The organism is Desulfatitalea tepidiphila (assembly GCF_001293685.1).
GTDB lineage: Bacteria > Desulfobacterota > Desulfobacteria > Desulfobacterales > Desulfosarcinaceae > Desulfatitalea > Desulfatitalea tepidiphila.
In genome coordinates, this window is record NZ_BCAG01000003.1 from 1,705,950 (window position 1) to 1,721,071 (window position 15,122).

At 54.6% G+C, this 15,122-nt stretch carries 13 protein-coding genes; 1 reads left to right on the forward strand and 12 read right to left on the reverse strand.

Going from position 1 to position 15,122, the window contains the following annotated elements; genetic code table 11:
- Positions 1 to 141: 141 nt before the first annotated feature.
- The 8 genes from DFT_RS12250 to DFT_RS12285 form a co-directional block, all read right to left on the reverse strand.
- On the reverse strand, positions 142 to 1,053 hold the full coding sequence (locus DFT_RS12250; protein ID WP_054031472.1) for an RnfABCDGE type electron transport complex subunit B: 912 nt from the start codon (positions 1,051 to 1,053) through the stop codon (positions 142 to 144).
- 138 nt (positions 1,054 to 1,191) lie between these two features.
- Complete coding sequence (locus tag DFT_RS12255) at positions 1,192 to 1,974, reverse strand: electron transport complex protein RnfA (RefSeq protein WP_054031473.1); 783 nt, start codon at positions 1,972 to 1,974, stop codon at positions 1,192 to 1,194.
- Between the two features lie 83 nt (positions 1,975 to 2,057).
- Positions 2,058 to 2,666: an electron transport complex subunit RsxE gene (rsxE, locus tag DFT_RS12260; RefSeq protein WP_054031474.1), complete on the reverse strand. Its 609-nt coding sequence runs from the start codon at positions 2,664 to 2,666 to the stop codon at positions 2,058 to 2,060.
- A 4-nt stretch (positions 2,667 to 2,670) separates the two neighbouring features.
- Positions 2,671 to 3,348: an RnfABCDGE type electron transport complex subunit G gene (locus DFT_RS12265; RefSeq protein WP_235506219.1), complete on the reverse strand. Its 678-nt coding sequence runs from the start codon at positions 3,346 to 3,348 to the stop codon at positions 2,671 to 2,673.
- Positions 3,349 to 3,395: 47 nt separating this feature from the next.
- Positions 3,396 to 4,391 carry an RnfABCDGE type electron transport complex subunit D gene (locus tag DFT_RS12270; RefSeq protein WP_054032445.1) on the reverse strand — a complete coding sequence of 332 codons (996 nt, stop codon included), beginning with the start codon at positions 4,389 to 4,391 and terminating at the stop codon, positions 3,396 to 3,398.
- 105 nt (positions 4,392 to 4,496) lie between these two features.
- Positions 4,497 to 5,861, reverse strand: coding sequence for an electron transport complex subunit RsxC (rsxC, locus tag DFT_RS12275; RefSeq protein WP_054031475.1), 1,365 nt, complete (start codon positions 5,859 to 5,861; stop codon positions 4,497 to 4,499).
- 256 nt (positions 5,862 to 6,117) lie between these two features.
- Positions 6,118 to 7,032 (reverse strand): universal stress protein, encoded by a 915-nt coding sequence (locus tag DFT_RS12280; protein WP_054031476.1) that lies wholly within the window; start codon positions 7,030 to 7,032, stop codon positions 6,118 to 6,120.
- Positions 7,033 to 7,187: 155 nt separating this feature from the next.
- Positions 7,188 to 8,099 (reverse strand): alpha/beta fold hydrolase, encoded by a 912-nt coding sequence (locus DFT_RS12285; protein WP_054031477.1) that lies wholly within the window; start codon positions 8,097 to 8,099, stop codon positions 7,188 to 7,190.
- Between the two features lie 219 nt (positions 8,100 to 8,318).
- Between DFT_RS12285 and DFT_RS12290 the strand changes: the two genes are divergently transcribed.
- Positions 8,319 to 10,253 (forward strand): oxidoreductase, encoded by a 1,935-nt coding sequence (locus DFT_RS12290; protein WP_054031478.1) that lies wholly within the window; start codon positions 8,319 to 8,321, stop codon positions 10,251 to 10,253.
- A gap of 135 nt (positions 10,254 to 10,388) precedes the next feature.
- Here DFT_RS12290 and DFT_RS12295 read toward each other — a convergent pair whose 3' ends face one another.
- From DFT_RS12295 to DFT_RS27465, 4 genes are all read right to left on the reverse strand, one after another.
- Positions 10,389 to 11,369 carry a PilZ domain-containing protein gene (locus tag DFT_RS12295; RefSeq protein WP_054031479.1) on the reverse strand — a complete coding sequence of 327 codons (981 nt, stop codon included), beginning with the start codon at positions 11,367 to 11,369 and terminating at the stop codon, positions 10,389 to 10,391.
- A gap of 43 nt (positions 11,370 to 11,412) precedes the next feature.
- Positions 11,413 to 13,416, reverse strand: a complete 2,004-nt coding sequence (locus DFT_RS12300) for an FAD-dependent oxidoreductase (RefSeq protein WP_054031480.1) — start codon at positions 13,414 to 13,416, stop codon at positions 11,413 to 11,415.
- A 170-nt stretch (positions 13,417 to 13,586) separates the two neighbouring features.
- Positions 13,587 to 14,276, reverse strand: coding sequence for an enoyl-CoA hydratase/isomerase family protein (locus tag DFT_RS12305; RefSeq protein ID WP_054031481.1), 690 nt, complete (start codon positions 14,274 to 14,276; stop codon positions 13,587 to 13,589).
- Positions 14,254 to 14,958, reverse strand: coding sequence for an acyl carrier protein phosphodiesterase (locus DFT_RS27465; RefSeq protein WP_083453466.1), 705 nt, complete (start codon positions 14,956 to 14,958; stop codon positions 14,254 to 14,256). The genes DFT_RS12305 and DFT_RS27465 overlap by 23 nt, the downstream gene beginning before the upstream one ends.
- Positions 14,959 to 15,122 lie beyond the last annotated feature (164 nt).

The window sequence follows — 15,122 nt, forward strand, 5'->3', positions numbered from 1 at the left end:
GAAGCATCTCACCAACAAAACAAGCCTCCCCGATTCACACCGCCAGGGAGGCCTGTTGTTTACTCGATATCTCTAAGTTGGTGTCCACCCAGAAATTGACCGTTTGTGGATGGACGGAAGACAAGGGGCGGTCGTCGGTGCCTATCCGCGCCACTCGGTATCATCCACCGTGGTTTTGAAGTCGGGCTTGACGATGTCTGGTGCTTCGAATTCTTCGGCAGCGGCCGCCTCTTCCGGCGTGGGTTTGCCGACAAAAACGAGACGGTGCCGCGGGCATTTTTCACATGCTTTCATCAAATCGGGCATGCATTCGGGTGTATAATGGTCATAATCGATCGTCGAAAGATTGTCTTTTATGGAAATCACCTGTGAAATTCGTGCACACGCCTTGCAGCCGATACAGCCGACATTGCAAACGGCCATGACATCCTTACCCTTGTCCTTGTTCGAGCATGTCACGGCCATGATTCTTTCGGACCGAAACGGCGTCATGGTGATGATGTTTCTCGGGCAGACCTTGGCACATGCACCGCAACCGATGCATTTGTCGTAGTCGACGACCGCCAGACCGTCCACAATATGAATTGCATCGTATTTGCAAGCACGCGTGCAATCACCGAAACCCAGGCAACCATAGGTGCATCCCTGAACGTCGGCCACAAGATTGGCCGCACGACAGCGTTGTTCACCCTCATATGCGGTACGTCCCAGCCGATCCTCCAGGTGGGCGCCGCAATGCACGACGGGGCGGAACGGCAGGGCTTCGCCGATCTCGACACCCATGATCGTGGCCACCTTGGCGGCACACGCCTCCCCGCCCACGGGACATTTATTGACCGGGGCATTGTCAGCAACCACCGCGACAGCGTAATCGCTGCACCCTAAAAATCCGCACCCACCGCAATTGGCACCGGGCAGCGCTTCGAGCACTGCCTCTACTTTGGGGTCGACTTCGACGGCAAACTTCCTGTTTGCCCATCCAAGCACGTAGGATACAATGAACGCCATTGCCAGCATGGTTCCAGCGGCAAGGCCTATAGTCACTTCAATCATGACGACCTTAAACTCCTATCTGCTCCCGTTCACATCAATCGGCGGTGGTGTGGTGTTGACAATCCGCACCCCTTTAGTCCATGGACCCTTATCGAAAGCTTGTTCTCGCGCCAAGCGTCAGCACTTTTTCTCCCCCGATCAATTCTGCCGCATCTCATCGATCCGACTTTGCACATTTCGATCCTGCGCAGATGCGTTCTGTTCCACCTGGGCGACTGGCTGGTCGAATGTAAGCACTTTGCGAAGCCCTGAGTTGACACCGGTAAACCCCATGAAGGCGAAGGCCAGGATACCTCCGACGACCAGTGTGATGGCCGCTCCCCTGAACGGTTTGGGGATATCACACAAATCGAGCTCTTCCCGAATGCCTGCCATCACGACAATGGCGATCGTAAAACCTACCCCGCCGAAAAATGCGAGAGACAAAGCGCGCCCCAGGTCCCAGGCATCGGCCGGGTTTTCGACGCCGCTCACGTGGCTCATGATGGTCAGACATGCAAACAGAATCGCACAATTGGTGGTAATCAAGGGCAGAAACACGCCGAACGATTTGTATAGCGAAGGGAAGAACTTACGCACATACATCTCCACGAACTGCACCGATGAGGCAATGACAAAAATGTAGATAATGTAGCTGAGAATCGTCAGATCGATCTTTTGAGCGGCTTCCGCGGTCATAAAAAATCCGCCGATATAGGCCGAAATCGGCGCCCCGGGAATAAGGACCAGGCTGGTGATGGTCCAACTGACAAAAGCCGCGATGCTCATGACGAAAGTGACGGCACATCCCATACCAAAGGCCATGTCCACGTTCCGGGAAACGCCGATGAACGGACAGATGCCGACAAAATAGTAGAAGATAAAGTTGTTGATGAGCGCGGCGCCGATGGCGATCAACATGATGTCTATGACATAGTTCATAGCGTGTATCCGTTTCTTCTCAAAATACTACCCAACCGATCTAATGATTCCCCTACTCGATGCTTTCAGCCTTTACTTTCGCGTTATTTGGCCCCTCGGCCTGAATACCAGTTCACAGCCCCGAGAAGCAGACCCAGCGTGATAAAAGCACCTGGCGGCAGGACCATGACGGCCCAGTCGGGCCAAGTGGCAGGAAGTACCCGAAAACCAAAAAACATACCGGTCCCCAATATTTCACGCACCCCGGCGACGCTGGCCAAAGCGAGACCGTAGCCCAGGGATTGGCCTGTCGCATCGGAAATGGCAGTAAAAACAGGCTGTTTCGATGCGCACACCTCACAACGACAGATGATCAGGCAGTTGACGATGATCAACGGGATATAAGGTCCCAGCGTCTTGCTCATTTGGTACATGTATGCGGCCAACATTCGATCCGCAATGGTGACAAACGTCGCGATGGTCAGGGTGAAGACGACGATGCGCAGGTGTGGCTTGAGCAGATTGCGAATCAGACTCGTCACCGTGTTGGCGCACAAGAGCACAAAGGCGACGGCTGCCGCCATGGTGATAGCTGCCTTCATGCTGTTGGTCACGGCCAGCGTCGGGCACAGCCCCAGCAATTGACGATACACAGGGTTCTCCGGCAGAATCCCCCGAATAAATCTTTCCAGTGGAGTAGGTTGATCAGCCAAAGCGTTATTCCTTTTGGGTTCGGCCGGCGTCCATTAACGGCTGCCGTAAATCATTGATAGTTTTATTGATGATGGCCACCACACTGTCCGAAGAGATGGTCGCCCCGGTCACGGCGTCAATTTCGTTCGCCGCCTTCGCGCCACCTTTGACTACCTTGAGTTGATCGCCAGTGGATTTGCCGGCAAATTGACCCCGCCAAACGACCTCGATGATTTTGTTACCCAGGCCGGGAGTCTCTTTCTGGTCGAGGATAAAGAGGCCGGTGATGGTTTCGATAGATGGATCCAACCCCATCAAAAGTTCGATTTTATCCGCGTAACCCTGACCGTCCACCTTCGTCACCCATCCGCCGAGACGACCGCCTTCGAATCTCGCCTCGAAAACACTGTAGAATTTTTGGATGCCGTTTTTTTCGACGACGATGGATCTTGGCGTAATCTTGAAGGCTTGGTTCGCTGCCGCCATTTTCTCTGCGGCCTCAGTGCCGAGCAGTAGTTCTGGGACCTTCTCTTTGGTTTCATTGAGCTTGTTTTCGATGATAACCGGGCCAAGCGCCGCTTGAACCGCTGCCAATGAGATACCGAAGATCAGGGCCAGGGAAATACACAGCCAGGCCTGTAGAATATAGTTGTTCTGAAACCGGTTTTTCATTTCCGCTGGATCTTTTTCTGTTTCCGCCATGTCTCTTTATCCTGAATCGGCTTCGCCGGAAATGGGCGCGTTAACGTTTAATATTCACCGAAGGTTCTTGGAATCGTCCATCTATTGATCAACGGCGTCACGGCATTCATCAATAACACGGCAAACATGACGCCTTCCGGGTAACCGCTCAGAAAACGCAGCAGCATCACCAATGCACCAATGCCGATTCCGAAAATGGCTTTTCCGCGGGGTGTTAAAGGGCTGGACACGGGGTCTGTGGCGATGAAAAAAGCGCCGAAAAGCAGTGCGCCGCCAAACAGGTGGTGTAGAATCAACCTTCCGCCATGACCGCCGACCAGATCGACGATGCCCGTAATCACCAGGACGGTGGCAATCATGCCCGCGGGAATTTCCCATGAAGCGGTCCGCCGGTAACACAGGTAAAGCCCTCCCAACAGGCAGGCCAATGCGCTGGTCTCGCCCAGGGAGCCGTTGGTCAACCCCAGAAACATATCGCCGATCGGCGTCAAGGCCCCGGCCTGTTTGAGTGCATTCATGGGTGTGGCCTGTGAGATGGCATCGACCCAACCGGCACCGCTCTCGTAGGCTGCAGCGCCCATGGCGCCGGCGAATGAGATCATGACAAAGGCACGGCCGACCATCGCCGGGTTAAAAATATTCATTCCCAACCCGCCGAAAATGATCTTCCCCAAGCCAATGGCGACGGCCGAAGCGATGACCGAGGCATACCAGGGTGCCGTGGCGGGCATGGAGAGTGCCAGAATAACACCGGTCACCGCAGCCGAAAAATCGTTCAGGGAAATCGATTTGCCACGCATGCGGACGAATAGATACTCCGCAGCCAGGCAGGTGGCAACGCACAGTCCCAAATGAATCAGTGCATACACCCGAAACATGTAAATGGCCATGGCCACCGCAGGCGTCAGCGCGATCAGCACATCGATCATCATTCTTCTGGTGGAGTTGGATGTACTGCCGATATGGGGTGAAGGGGACACGTTAATAGCCGGTGCCGCATCCTTCACACGATTTGTTTCCGTCAGATCAACTTTCGCATTCATCATGTTCGCCAATAGTAGAGTCCTGTCATGCCCTGTTTGGCAATCCACCGCAGTCCGGGCAAATCGAATGATATTATCTTGTGTTTCGTGTGGGCCCTTTTCCTTTTACTTCCTGCTTGCGACAACCATTGCCTTGCCCATTCGGATGAGCTGTACCAGTTTGATATGGGCCGGACAAACGTATGTACAACACCCACACTCAAAACACGCCATGATATTGTATTGGTGTGCCAGGGAGAGATTTCCGTGGCGGGAGGCCATAGCCAGTTTGGTAGGCACCAGTTGCATTGGACAGACGTCCACGCAACGGCCGCAGCGCACGCACGATGTTTCGTTTTCTTTCCGAACATCGTCATGGGTCAAAACGGTAATACCGCTTGTACCTTTTGTGACGGGCATGCTGAGGTTGGAAAAAGCAAATCCCATCATCGGACCGCCGGCAATGATGCGGGCGGCATCCTTGGTCAAACCACCGCAGTAATCGATGGCATCCTGCATGCTCAAGCCGATGGGGACAAGAAGGTTTTTGGGATTGCTCACGCCCCGCCCTGTCACAGTGATCACCCGATGGGTCAAAGGCTTTTCCCTGATCACCCCCCTGGCGATGGCCGCCATGGTGCCCACATTGCTCATGGCCACCCCGACATCCGAGGGCAGACCCCCCAAAGGTACTTCCAGCCCCAGTACTGCTTTTATCAACTGCTTTTCACTGCCCTGCGGATACTTGGTTTTGAGTACCGCAATCTTGATGACCGTGCCTTCGGCTTCTTTTTTCAGCCGTTCGATGGCAGCGGGCTTATTGTCCTCGACACCAATGATAATCTCCCGTGCGGAAACGGCGCGGGCCCCATGCAGTGCTCCGGCGATGATCGCACCCGGCGCCTCCAACATGACCCGATAATCGTTGGTCAAGTAAGGCTCGCATTCGCACCCGTTGATCATGAGGGTATCGATCATTTTGGTGTCGTCGGGTCTGACTTTGACATGTGTCGGAAAAGCCGCCCCACCCAAACCCACGATGCCGGCTTCATGAATCGCTTTGGAAATGGTCGAAGGGTAGTAGATTGCGGGACAGTCCTTGGGCCAAGGCCCGCCCAGCACGTCCTCATACAACGCCTGCCCGGACAACTGCTCTCCCTCGGCTTTAATATATATGGCCGGTAAGTGCCGCCCGTTGGGCAGCGTGCACACACCGGTATTTTCGACGACACCATTAATCGGGCTGTGCAGGTTGGTAGAGATGAATGCTTCCCCCACACCGATCGCTTCACCCGCCACGACCTGTTTTTTGGGCTGGACGATGGACTTTGAGGGTACGCCGATGTTCTGCAGCAGGGGCAAAACGACCCTTTTCGGAGTTGGAACAACCTCTATGGCCGCATCGCGCGATAGCGATTTGTTGTCAGGAGGGTGAATTCCGTGCGAAAAACTGCCTTTACCTGGTAGGTCCTTGCTTTGTAACAATTCCATATGATCACAACGCCATCCTCTGAGTATCTTACCAATGGTGCCGCACTGATGGCCCGGCTTCAAAAAACCAGGGTTTATATTACGAAAACCGAGGAGTCGTCAAGGCAAAATCGAAGCTGGAAAAACCTGAACTGGCAGGGGTGGTTCGGCATTTGGATAGACAACATAACGAGGCGGCACCTCCGGGTGAATCGGTGCGCCGATTCGGCGAATATAGAACGTTGCGGCGCACCTGTTCAGCTGCGCCCAAGGCGAATCAGCTCAGCACCCAGACGGTGAGGTGTTGTGCCTGCTGAAAAATCTTTTCTCCGACACGCCGAGAAACAAAGTCCTGATAAACGCTGAGTCCCCTTCTTCCGATCACGATCGTGTCATATCCATCATGGTTGGCCTTCTCAACGATTCGGGTCGACAGATCCTGCGGGGCGTCGATCATTTCAAAACTGATCTGATTGAAAGACAAGCCCGCATCCACCAGGCACTCCTTGGCCTTGTTGATCATCGGCTCGATGTGCTTGCGCGCGTTATCTTCCTCGGCGGGCGATCGCTTACCCTGAATGACATGATAGAAAGCGATCTTGCAGTCCGATGCGCCGATCAAGGCGCTCATGGACCTTACCGCCCGCATGACCTCCTTGGATCCGTCGAATGAAACCAATATACGGTTCTGACGCACCGCGCCGCCGACGATGATCATCGGAATGCCTTGAATTTTCTTGAGCAGCTTATTGGGAACGCTTCCGAGAAGCATGTCTTTAATCTTGCTCTCGCCCTTTCTCCCGAGCACGACGGCATGATAGCCTTCATGAGATTCCCGAAAGATATCGTTGACTATTCCCAGGTTCTTGGCCTGGATTTTCTTTGAAATGGAATCCGGATCAAAACCCGCTTCGGTCAATATGGATTGGGCTTTTTCCATTGCGGCATTGATGCGCTTGTGCTGGGCAGCGATACAGGCCCTGATGTTGCCGCCGCTGAACCTGAAATCCATATCATGCTCGACTTGCCAAAAGGAGCTGGTCATCCGGGTCTCGATATGAAACAAAACGACTTCCGTGTACTTCGCGGGCATGAGGTTTGCCACATATTTGACTGCTTCCAGCGCTAAATCAGATCCATCAAATGCAATGAGAATTCTCAACCCTCGCCTGCTGTCGTCCCTTTCCTCCATCCGATCCTCCTTGATGAGATTCGTTGAAGCTTGCGTCGGCATCGTCCTTTGTTAATTTTAAAAATATTATAAGGTTGTTCGACCATTATTGACAACAAAAAACGGACGCAACGAGGGACCCGCAAAAAGGAAACACCAAAAGCCTGCAATATAGATCAGAAATTGACCTCTTCGATGAAAGAGAGGATACAGCTGTTCACCAATTCCGGCTGTTCATGGATCACCCAGTGGGTGCCGTCAGGTATACGTTTGACCTCCAATCGCTCCACATACAACCCTAATCCTTCAAGGTTTCCAGGCAACAGGGCCTCGTCCAGTTCACCCCAGATCACCAGTGTCGGCACGCGAACTTCAAACATGGCACGAGGCGCCTCCGCGATTTGTCGTATGATCACCGTTTCCGCTTCAGTGGTTGGAGGATGCAGCGGTGAAATGCGATAGTAGTTCAGACCACCCGTCAAGGCACCCGGCTGCGACCAGGCTGACACATAGTCTTGCATCAGCGCATCGGAGGGGCGCCACCGGGATTGACCTTTCGTCAGTGCATCTTTCAAGTACTGATAATCATTTCTTGACAGGATCTCTTCTGAATCCGGTGACCGAAACAGATTCATGTAGGCGCTGGCATTCTGCTGGGCGGGATTTTCCAAAAGCTCGCGCGCAAAAACTCCTGGATGGGGCGAATTGATGATGACGAGCTTTTCGACCATCTCCGGATAGCGGTTGGCAAAAGCCCAGGCGACCCCTCCCCCCCAATCATGTGCGACCAATATCATCTCCTTTTTGCCAAAATGGTAAACGAGGTTGCGGATATCCTCGACAAGCAACTTGACATGATACTGTTGGGGCAGAGACGGTTTGTCGGAAAGATTGAATCCCCTCAAGTCCGGTGCCACTGCCTGGTATTTGGTGCAGAAGGTGGTTAACTGATGTTCCCAGGCGGCCCAGAATTCGGGAAAACCATGCAGAAAAAGGATGAGTTTTCCTTGTCCCTTGGCGGCATAATGGATTTTGATGTCTTTGGAAACGGCATAGCCATGATCGAATGTATCTTTCATGCTGGGCATTGTCCTCCTCCTTGAGATCTTAGGGGTGGTGGCAAAAATTCGGATCGATTTTCTCCGGTTTCGGCATCATTGACAATAGCACTTTTTTTGAGCGAACGCTCGCTTTTTCTAATTGACAGTTCACCGGCACTTTCTCTATGATAAAAACTTCCATATTGTCTGCTTGGATCCATCATCCAGTGGTGGCAGGATCCGGCACAACTGCATAAAGGAGAGATCATGGGTGAATTGGACGCATTGTTATCGCCGTTTCGCATCAAAAGCATGACCGTACCCAATCGTGCGGTCCTCCCCCCCATGGGCACCGGACTGGCCAACCCAGACGGAACGGTCAGCGATGCCCTCCTGGCCTACATGAAGCGCCAGGCCCAAGGTGGCGTGGGCCTGTTGATTTCCGAAATAACAGGCATCGCGCCCAATGGTGTGGTGCTCAAAAAACAACTCGCCGCCTGGGATGACGCATTTCTTCCCGGGTTGAAGCAATTGGCCGCCGTTATGCACTCAGGTGGGGGCAAGGCGGCCATGCAACTGCACCATAGCGGACGCGAGAGCGCCTACATGCTGAAAAAGGGCATGGCCATCGGTCCGTCTCCCCTGCCCAGTTTGATCTATGGACAGCCCCCCCGGGAGATGACACTTCAAGACATTGACGAAATTGTGGCCGCATATGGTTCTGCAGCCGCCAGGGCCAAGGCCGCCGGCTTTGACGCCGTAGAGATTCACGGCGCACATGGATACCTGATCACTCAGTTTCTTTCCGCTATTTCCAATCAACGGTCCGATGAATTTGGCGGTGATTTCAAGAGCCGCGCACGGTTCCTTTTCGAGGTGGTCCGTTCGGTGAGAAAAAGCGTGGGCGATGATTTTCCCGTTCTGCTTCGAATCTCGGCCGAAGAGTATATCAAAAACGGATACACGGTGGATGACGTTCTCACCATTCTTCCCGATTTGATCGGCAGCGGAGTGGATATCGTCCATGCGTCCGTGGGCACCCATGGCAGTCCGGCAGGCATCACCAGCGCGCCCCCGGAGTTCGATGTGGGATTCAATGTGTGGCGTGCCGAAAAAATCAAAAAAGCCGGCCCGATTCCCGTCATTGCGGTCGGCCGCTTCAACGATCCGCGCCTGGCCAACGACGTGATTGCCCGGGGAGAGGCCGACATGGTGGCATTCGGCCGCCAGGCGCTGTGCGATCCCGATTATCTGTTAAAGGCCAGACAAGGGCGGTACGAGGATATCCGCCGTTGCATCGCATGCAACCAGGGGTGCATCGAAAGAGAGATGTTCGAAGGCAAATCGGTCCGTTGTGCCATCAATCCGGAAACCGGTATGGAGATCGACTGTCCGACGGGTCCGGTGGCCAATCCGCGTAAGGTTTGGATCGTTGGGTCCGGGCCGGCCGGCCTGACGGCCGCAGTCGAAGCCAAACGTCTCGGACATGACGTCACCGTTTTTGAAAAAGAGGCGCACACCGGTGGCAACATCCGTTACGCTTGCAAGGCGCCGCACAAGGAAATCTATCTGGACTGGATTGAATTTTTGGCGAAACAGGCAAAGGACGCCGGGGTTAGGATACAAACGAAGTCCCCGGTAACCGAAGCCATGCTGATCGAAAATCGTCCCGATGCGGTCATCGTTGCGACCGGAGGGGAAAAAATCGTTCCTCGAATCGATGGCATGGATCAGCCCCATGTGTTCGATGCCTGGCAAATCCTCGGGGAAACCGTCAAACCCGCAAAAGCTATCCTCGTGGTGGGCGGTGGGTTGATCGGCATGGAGACCGCATGTTTTGCCGCTGCCCGCGGAAGTGACGTCACCCTCATCGAACAGCTCCCCTCCTCCCCGGTGCCGAAATTTACTTCCCATGGATACAGCTTGCATAAGTACCTGCGCCAAGCCGGCGCACTGTTGCGTTTCGGTTGCGCGCTTAAAAGCATCAACCCCGATGGCGTCATCATAGAATGTGACGGCCGGGAAGAGAGGCTTTCGAGCTTTGATCAGGTCGTCATCGCAGTGGGCATGAAACCCCGAAACGAGCTGAAAACATTCCTGACAGAAAATCACATTCGCCATGTTGTGGTCGGAGATGCCTTGAAGGTCAGAAGAATCATGGAGGCGACCGAAGAAGGCGCCAGGGCTGCCTGGGAACTATAGCCGCAGCCTGCTATCCAGCACATCGCAGCACAACCGGGCGGGCCATGCGGCCAGCCCGGTTGATATTCCTTCCCGCCATCTCAAAAATCGGATGTTGTTTCTATATCGAGGCACCGACAAAGATAGGGGGCCGATTCAGGTCGTTGCCACCTCATGGATGACCGTTCTCAGGATGGCCATCTCATTAATCGAGGCCCTCCCGAATTCAATTCCGAGCCCATCGGCGTCCCTTCGGACAATTTGTCCCCTGATTTGACATCCCTTGCCCAGGCTCTGGCTGTAAAAGGATATCTGGATATCCTTGCCCACGGAAAAGGGACCCTTGGTCGCCAGATAGGCACCACTCAGGCTTATGTTCCAGATCTCACCCTGGTGGGTCCATTCATCATAGACGAAAGAGGCCGGCAAGGCGCATCTGAATCTTCTGTACCTTCGCTTCTCATTTTTCTTTTCAGGACTTTCATCCTTGATTCGACCGCTTTCGAGCAGCAGGCTCATCAAGGGAGCCTCGATGCGCCTGGGCCGCTCGGGCAGACGATATTCGAAGATGATCAACGGGTTTTCCATACCAAGGATTTCAAAGGCGCCCTCCTTGCCGCAATGTTCCCCTATTTCGGCATCGATCAACTCGCCCCGGCGGCAGTAAAGATAGCCTTTCCTGCCCCCCGACAACACTTCGATGGTGCAGGTCTTGTCCTCGAGTTCGATCATTTGAAGAAATGCAGGGATGCTGATGCCGCGCAATTGACCGCCGCTCTCGATGTCGAACTCGGTCAACAGCATGTCGAGCAGCAAATTGACATCCACCGGCAATTCGAACTGGACCTTGTATTCAAAGGCCTTGAACAAATTTGCGATCTTGGATTTCCGTTCCGCCATCACGATGAGCTTGGTCGCCTTGTGTTGCCGCAACCCTTGATCGAGAAGATCCACCTCCTTGGTGGTGATTTTGGTCCCGGCGATCACGATGTCGACCTGGATCCTCTCCAGCAGGTCGATGGCCTCCAATACCGTCCCGGCTGCGATGACTTTGAAGAAGCCTCCGGCACCGCCGAGCAACTTGATCACATTTTCGCGGACATTGGGCCGTTCTTCAATGTAAAGGAGAATCTTCATGTGTGCTTCCACCAAAAAGTCGATATTTTAGTGCTTTTCAGCGCTACACGTCCTGCCCCGCGCGAAACCCCTGGTGAATGGCGTCGATGGCCTGAGCCACCCGGCGGGCATCACCGACGCTGACACAATCGATTCCCTTCTTGGTGACGACGTCGGCCAAGGCGTTGACCGACTTGGAGCCAATGGCCAGCACCACGCTATCGGCGGCCACCATCTGTCTGCCTTCGGGCCCCTCGATCAGGATGCCTTCGGGCGTGATTTCAACCGCCTTGGTCACGGTCAATTTTTTCAAACCCGTTCGATCCATCTCCTGAAACATGCACCACTTGGTCGATCGCCCGATATCCTTTCCAATCTTATCGAGCATTTCGATCAACAAGATCTCTTTCGTGCCCTTAATCGCCAACTCATAAAGGGTTTGCGGGTCCTCTGCACGATTCACCAGAAGAAACTTGACGGCATCGCCCGACAAGGTTCCCTTTTCGGCGAGAAATAATGCGGTTTCCACGCCCACAGCACCGCCGCCGACCACCACCACCCGACGGCCGACATAGACCTTGTTCTGCAGGACGTCCCAGGCCTGAACCACATTGGGTAGGTTGGCCCCCGGTATGGCCGGCTGGATAGGCTCGGCACCCGTGGCCACGATCACGGCATCCGGTCGTTCGGCGTCGATGAGAGCTTCGTCGACCTCCTTCCCGAGGCGCACCGTCACCGGACTTACCGCCACCTGCCGGGCCAGATCTTTCGCCAATTCGCCGAATTCATCGCGTCCCGGAGGCGCCGCTGCGAGATAAAGCTGGCCACCCAGCCGGTTGCTGCGCTCGTAGAGAGTCACCTGGTGACCGCGTTCTGCGGCGGCCAGGGCCGCACTCATGCCGGCAGGGCCGCCACCGACAACCATGATCTTGCGCGGCGTTTTGACCAGGACAGGGCGCGTCTCGGCCTCCCGACCGGCCCTGGGGTTGCACAGGCACTCTACGGGCTTGAGTTTGAACAGATTATCGAAGCATCCCTGGGCGCAGGCGATGCAATGAATGATCTGGTCCTCTTTTCCAGTGCGCGATTTTTCCGGCAGGTAGGGATCCGCAATCAGGCTGCGCCCCATGGCGACCATGTCACACATGCCATCGCCGATCATGTCCCTTGCCGTATAGGGATCGTTGATGCGATGGCTGGCGATGACCGGCACCGACACCCGCTCCTTGATCCCCCTGGCCAAGTATCCGAAGACGCCCCTGGGTACTTCGGTGATGATTTGCGGGACACGCGCCTCGTGCCATCCAACGTTGATACATAGCGCGTCGACACCGGCGTTCTCCACCAGTGCCTGGGCATAGGCCTGCAATTCCAGCCGCCCCTGCCCTTTCGGCATGAAATCGTTACCATTCATCCGGACGATCACCGGAAAATCATCTCCCACTTCGCGGCGAATGGCCTGCATCACCTCCAGACCGAAGCGCATCCGGTTCTCCAGATCCCCGCCATATCGATCGTCGCGGGTATTGGTCAGCGGCGAAAGAAATTCACTGATCAGATAACCGGTGCCGCTGAGGATCTCCACGCCGTCATATCCGGCCTTTTTGACGCGCAGTGCGGCCTGGGCGAAGTGATCGATGACCTGCTCGATCTCTTCAAGCGTCAAGGCCCTGGGCGTCTCCCGGGTCATTCGCGATGCAATGGCCGATGGCGCCACCGGTTGCTTGCCATCCAAGAAGAAAGAAGAATTGTACCGCCCGGCGTGGTTGATCTGGACGGCCGCCCGGGCGCCGTTCTCCCTGATGGCCGACGCGAGCCGGGCGAGACCGGGTATGAATTCATCTTTGTGGGCGCCGATGTTTTGAGTATTGCCGGAGAGCTCATCCACCGTGGCATAGCCGACGACAATCATGCCGGCACCGCCCTTTGCCCGCTCGGCATAAAAATCGACCAACTGGTCGGTCACTTCGAAATTCACGGCCATATTCATGTGCATGGCCGGCATATAAATCCTGTTCTTGACTTCCAGATGGTTGATGACAATCGGCTCAAATAACGGATCCCGCATATCTTCCCCCTTTTTTACCTCATGGCTGGCATTGGAAATGGGTACCGCTTACCCGGTTCGTTTGTATGCCAAATAATTGGAAATCTAAGCTACTGTCAAGTCATTTGCCAAAACAAGCGCGTCTCCGTGCGGCGACCGCCGGCACGGCATCCGATCATCGATCGATGGGTCTACTTCTGCAGCGACGCAATGGTCTCGTCGACGACCGTCAATACAGGCTTCAGGGTTTCCAGTTTCATTCGCTGGATAATGTCGCGTGGTTTGTTCAATGATTTGGCGAAGGCGACCGCCTCTCCGATCAATGTCTCCAAGGTGCAGACGCGCGTGATGATTTGCCGTTCCGCGCACTCCTGGGCCGTCAAACGTCTTGCGCAATACTGCATCTCTTCCAGCAAGGGGACGGGCATCACCTTTTTCGATATGGCCATGAATACCGGTCCCAGAGTCATCCCCAAGTCCACCTCGGGCAGCGATATCCAGCCGCGATCGGCCCGCATGAATCGAAAGTCATGGGAAAAGGCCAGAAATGCGCCGCCGGCGAAAGCGTGGCCGTTGATGGCGGCAACGGTTGGCATCGGCATGGTGAGCAGGCGTTTGAACAACTTGTACATGTTGCAAAGAAAACGATTCATGGACGTTTCGCCCCCGGTTTGAACCTCCGGCAACAGCCAGTCCAGATCGATGCCATTGCACCAGATCTTGGGGTGTGCGCTGGTGACGACCAGGGCATTGGCGCCGCTGTGATCGACAATGTCATCCAATACTTCGCCGAACGCCTGGATCGAAGCGAGATTAAAGCGGTTTTCACCGTTGTTCATGGTCAATACGGCTACGTTGTCATCCATTCGGTACGCGTACATTGTGCTGTGTTCTCCTTTCTTCAGAAGCATTGCGTGCAGAGATGTATTCACTTGAATATTCCATGAGATCCGGGAAGAAAAACAGGAAATCCCTTTCCAGATCTTTGTAACTGGCTAGTATTTCCGTGACTGCCCCCAAAAAACGGTCACCGCGCGTGAGACGTCCGGCAACGCGATCGAGTACAATGGCGATCTTTTCTATATGGCGGTATCCCCCGAGCCAATCGTAAGCCACCATCCGCTTTAACAGCGGTTGAATCACCTCCGTGGATCGACCTTGTTCCGATGCTAATTGACCATACACCCTTTGACAAAAACCGGCCAAGGGTTCCTCGCTGTACCGGTGCCAATGGCGCGCCAGAAAATGATCATAGCAGACATCGATGATCACGCCCGCAAATCGCCGGCGCTGGGGACTGATCCGGGACCGACTGGCACGGGTCACTGCATGGGAATCGGAATAAGCGTCTATTTTTCGATGGAAAGCGATCCCATGTCTGATATCCGGCTCAAATCCCTCTATGGCCCTGCCTTTGACAATGTCTCCCAGCAATTGACCGCTCAGGGAGTCGTTGTTCCTGTCGGCCAGAAACAGGTGGGCTAGAAAATTCACATCGATTATCCTTAGGGCGAAACCGCAGTCATCTGTCGTGCCGCCATTTTCTCTCCTGCGTTTCCACATTGTGGAACCCGGGGCCGTGCGCGATACAGGCCCGGTTCCCAGGGAATTTAGATCTTATGGTGCTTGTATTGCAACCCTTTTCGGCGCATGAAACTGCTTTTGACGTTTAACGCCACAGCCGCTTTGCCGCAAAAGCTGTAATATGTTATGAAGATGGAGAGATC

What these genes read in the sequence shown, in the direction of transcription:
- DFT_RS12250 (WP_054031472.1), bottom strand. Translation starts at nt 1,053, where the DNA reads ATGATTGAAGTGACTATAGGCCTTGCCGCTGGAACCATGCTGGCAATG.
- DFT_RS12290 (WP_054031478.1), top strand. Translation starts at nt 8,319, where the DNA reads ATGGGTGAATTGGACGCATTGTTATCGCCGTTTCGCATCAAAAGCATG.
- DFT_RS12270 (WP_054032445.1), bottom strand. Translation starts at nt 4,391, where the DNA reads ATGAATGCGAAAGTTGATCTGACGGAAACAAATCGTGTGAAGGATGCG.
- DFT_RS12305 (WP_054031481.1), bottom strand. Translation starts at nt 14,276, where the DNA reads ATGTACGCGTACCGAATGGATGACAACGTAGCCGTATTGACCATGAAC.
- DFT_RS27465 (WP_083453466.1), bottom strand. Translation starts at nt 14,958, where the DNA reads ATGTGGAAACGCAGGAGAGAAAATGGCGGCACGACAGATGACTGCGGT.
- DFT_RS12265 (WP_235506219.1), bottom strand. Translation starts at nt 3,348, where the DNA reads ATGGCGGAAACAGAAAAAGATCCAGCGGAAATGAAAAACCGGTTTCAG.
- DFT_RS12295 (WP_054031479.1), bottom strand. Translation starts at nt 11,369, where the DNA reads ATGAAGATTCTCCTTTACATTGAAGAACGGCCCAATGTCCGCGAAAAT.
- DFT_RS12255 (WP_054031473.1), bottom strand. Translation starts at nt 1,974, where the DNA reads ATGAACTATGTCATAGACATCATGTTGATCGCCATCGGCGCCGCGCTC.
- DFT_RS12280 (WP_054031476.1), bottom strand. Translation starts at nt 7,032, where the DNA reads ATGGAGGAAAGGGACGACAGCAGGCGAGGGTTGAGAATTCTCATTGCA.
- DFT_RS12285 (WP_054031477.1), bottom strand. Translation starts at nt 8,099, where the DNA reads ATGCCCAGCATGAAAGATACATTCGATCATGGCTATGCCGTTTCCAAA.
- rsxC (WP_054031475.1), bottom strand. Translation starts at nt 5,861, where the DNA reads ATGGAATTGTTACAAAGCAAGGACCTACCAGGTAAAGGCAGTTTTTCG.
- DFT_RS12300 (WP_054031480.1), bottom strand. Translation starts at nt 13,416, where the DNA reads ATGCGGGATCCGTTATTTGAGCCGATTGTCATCAACCATCTGGAAGTC.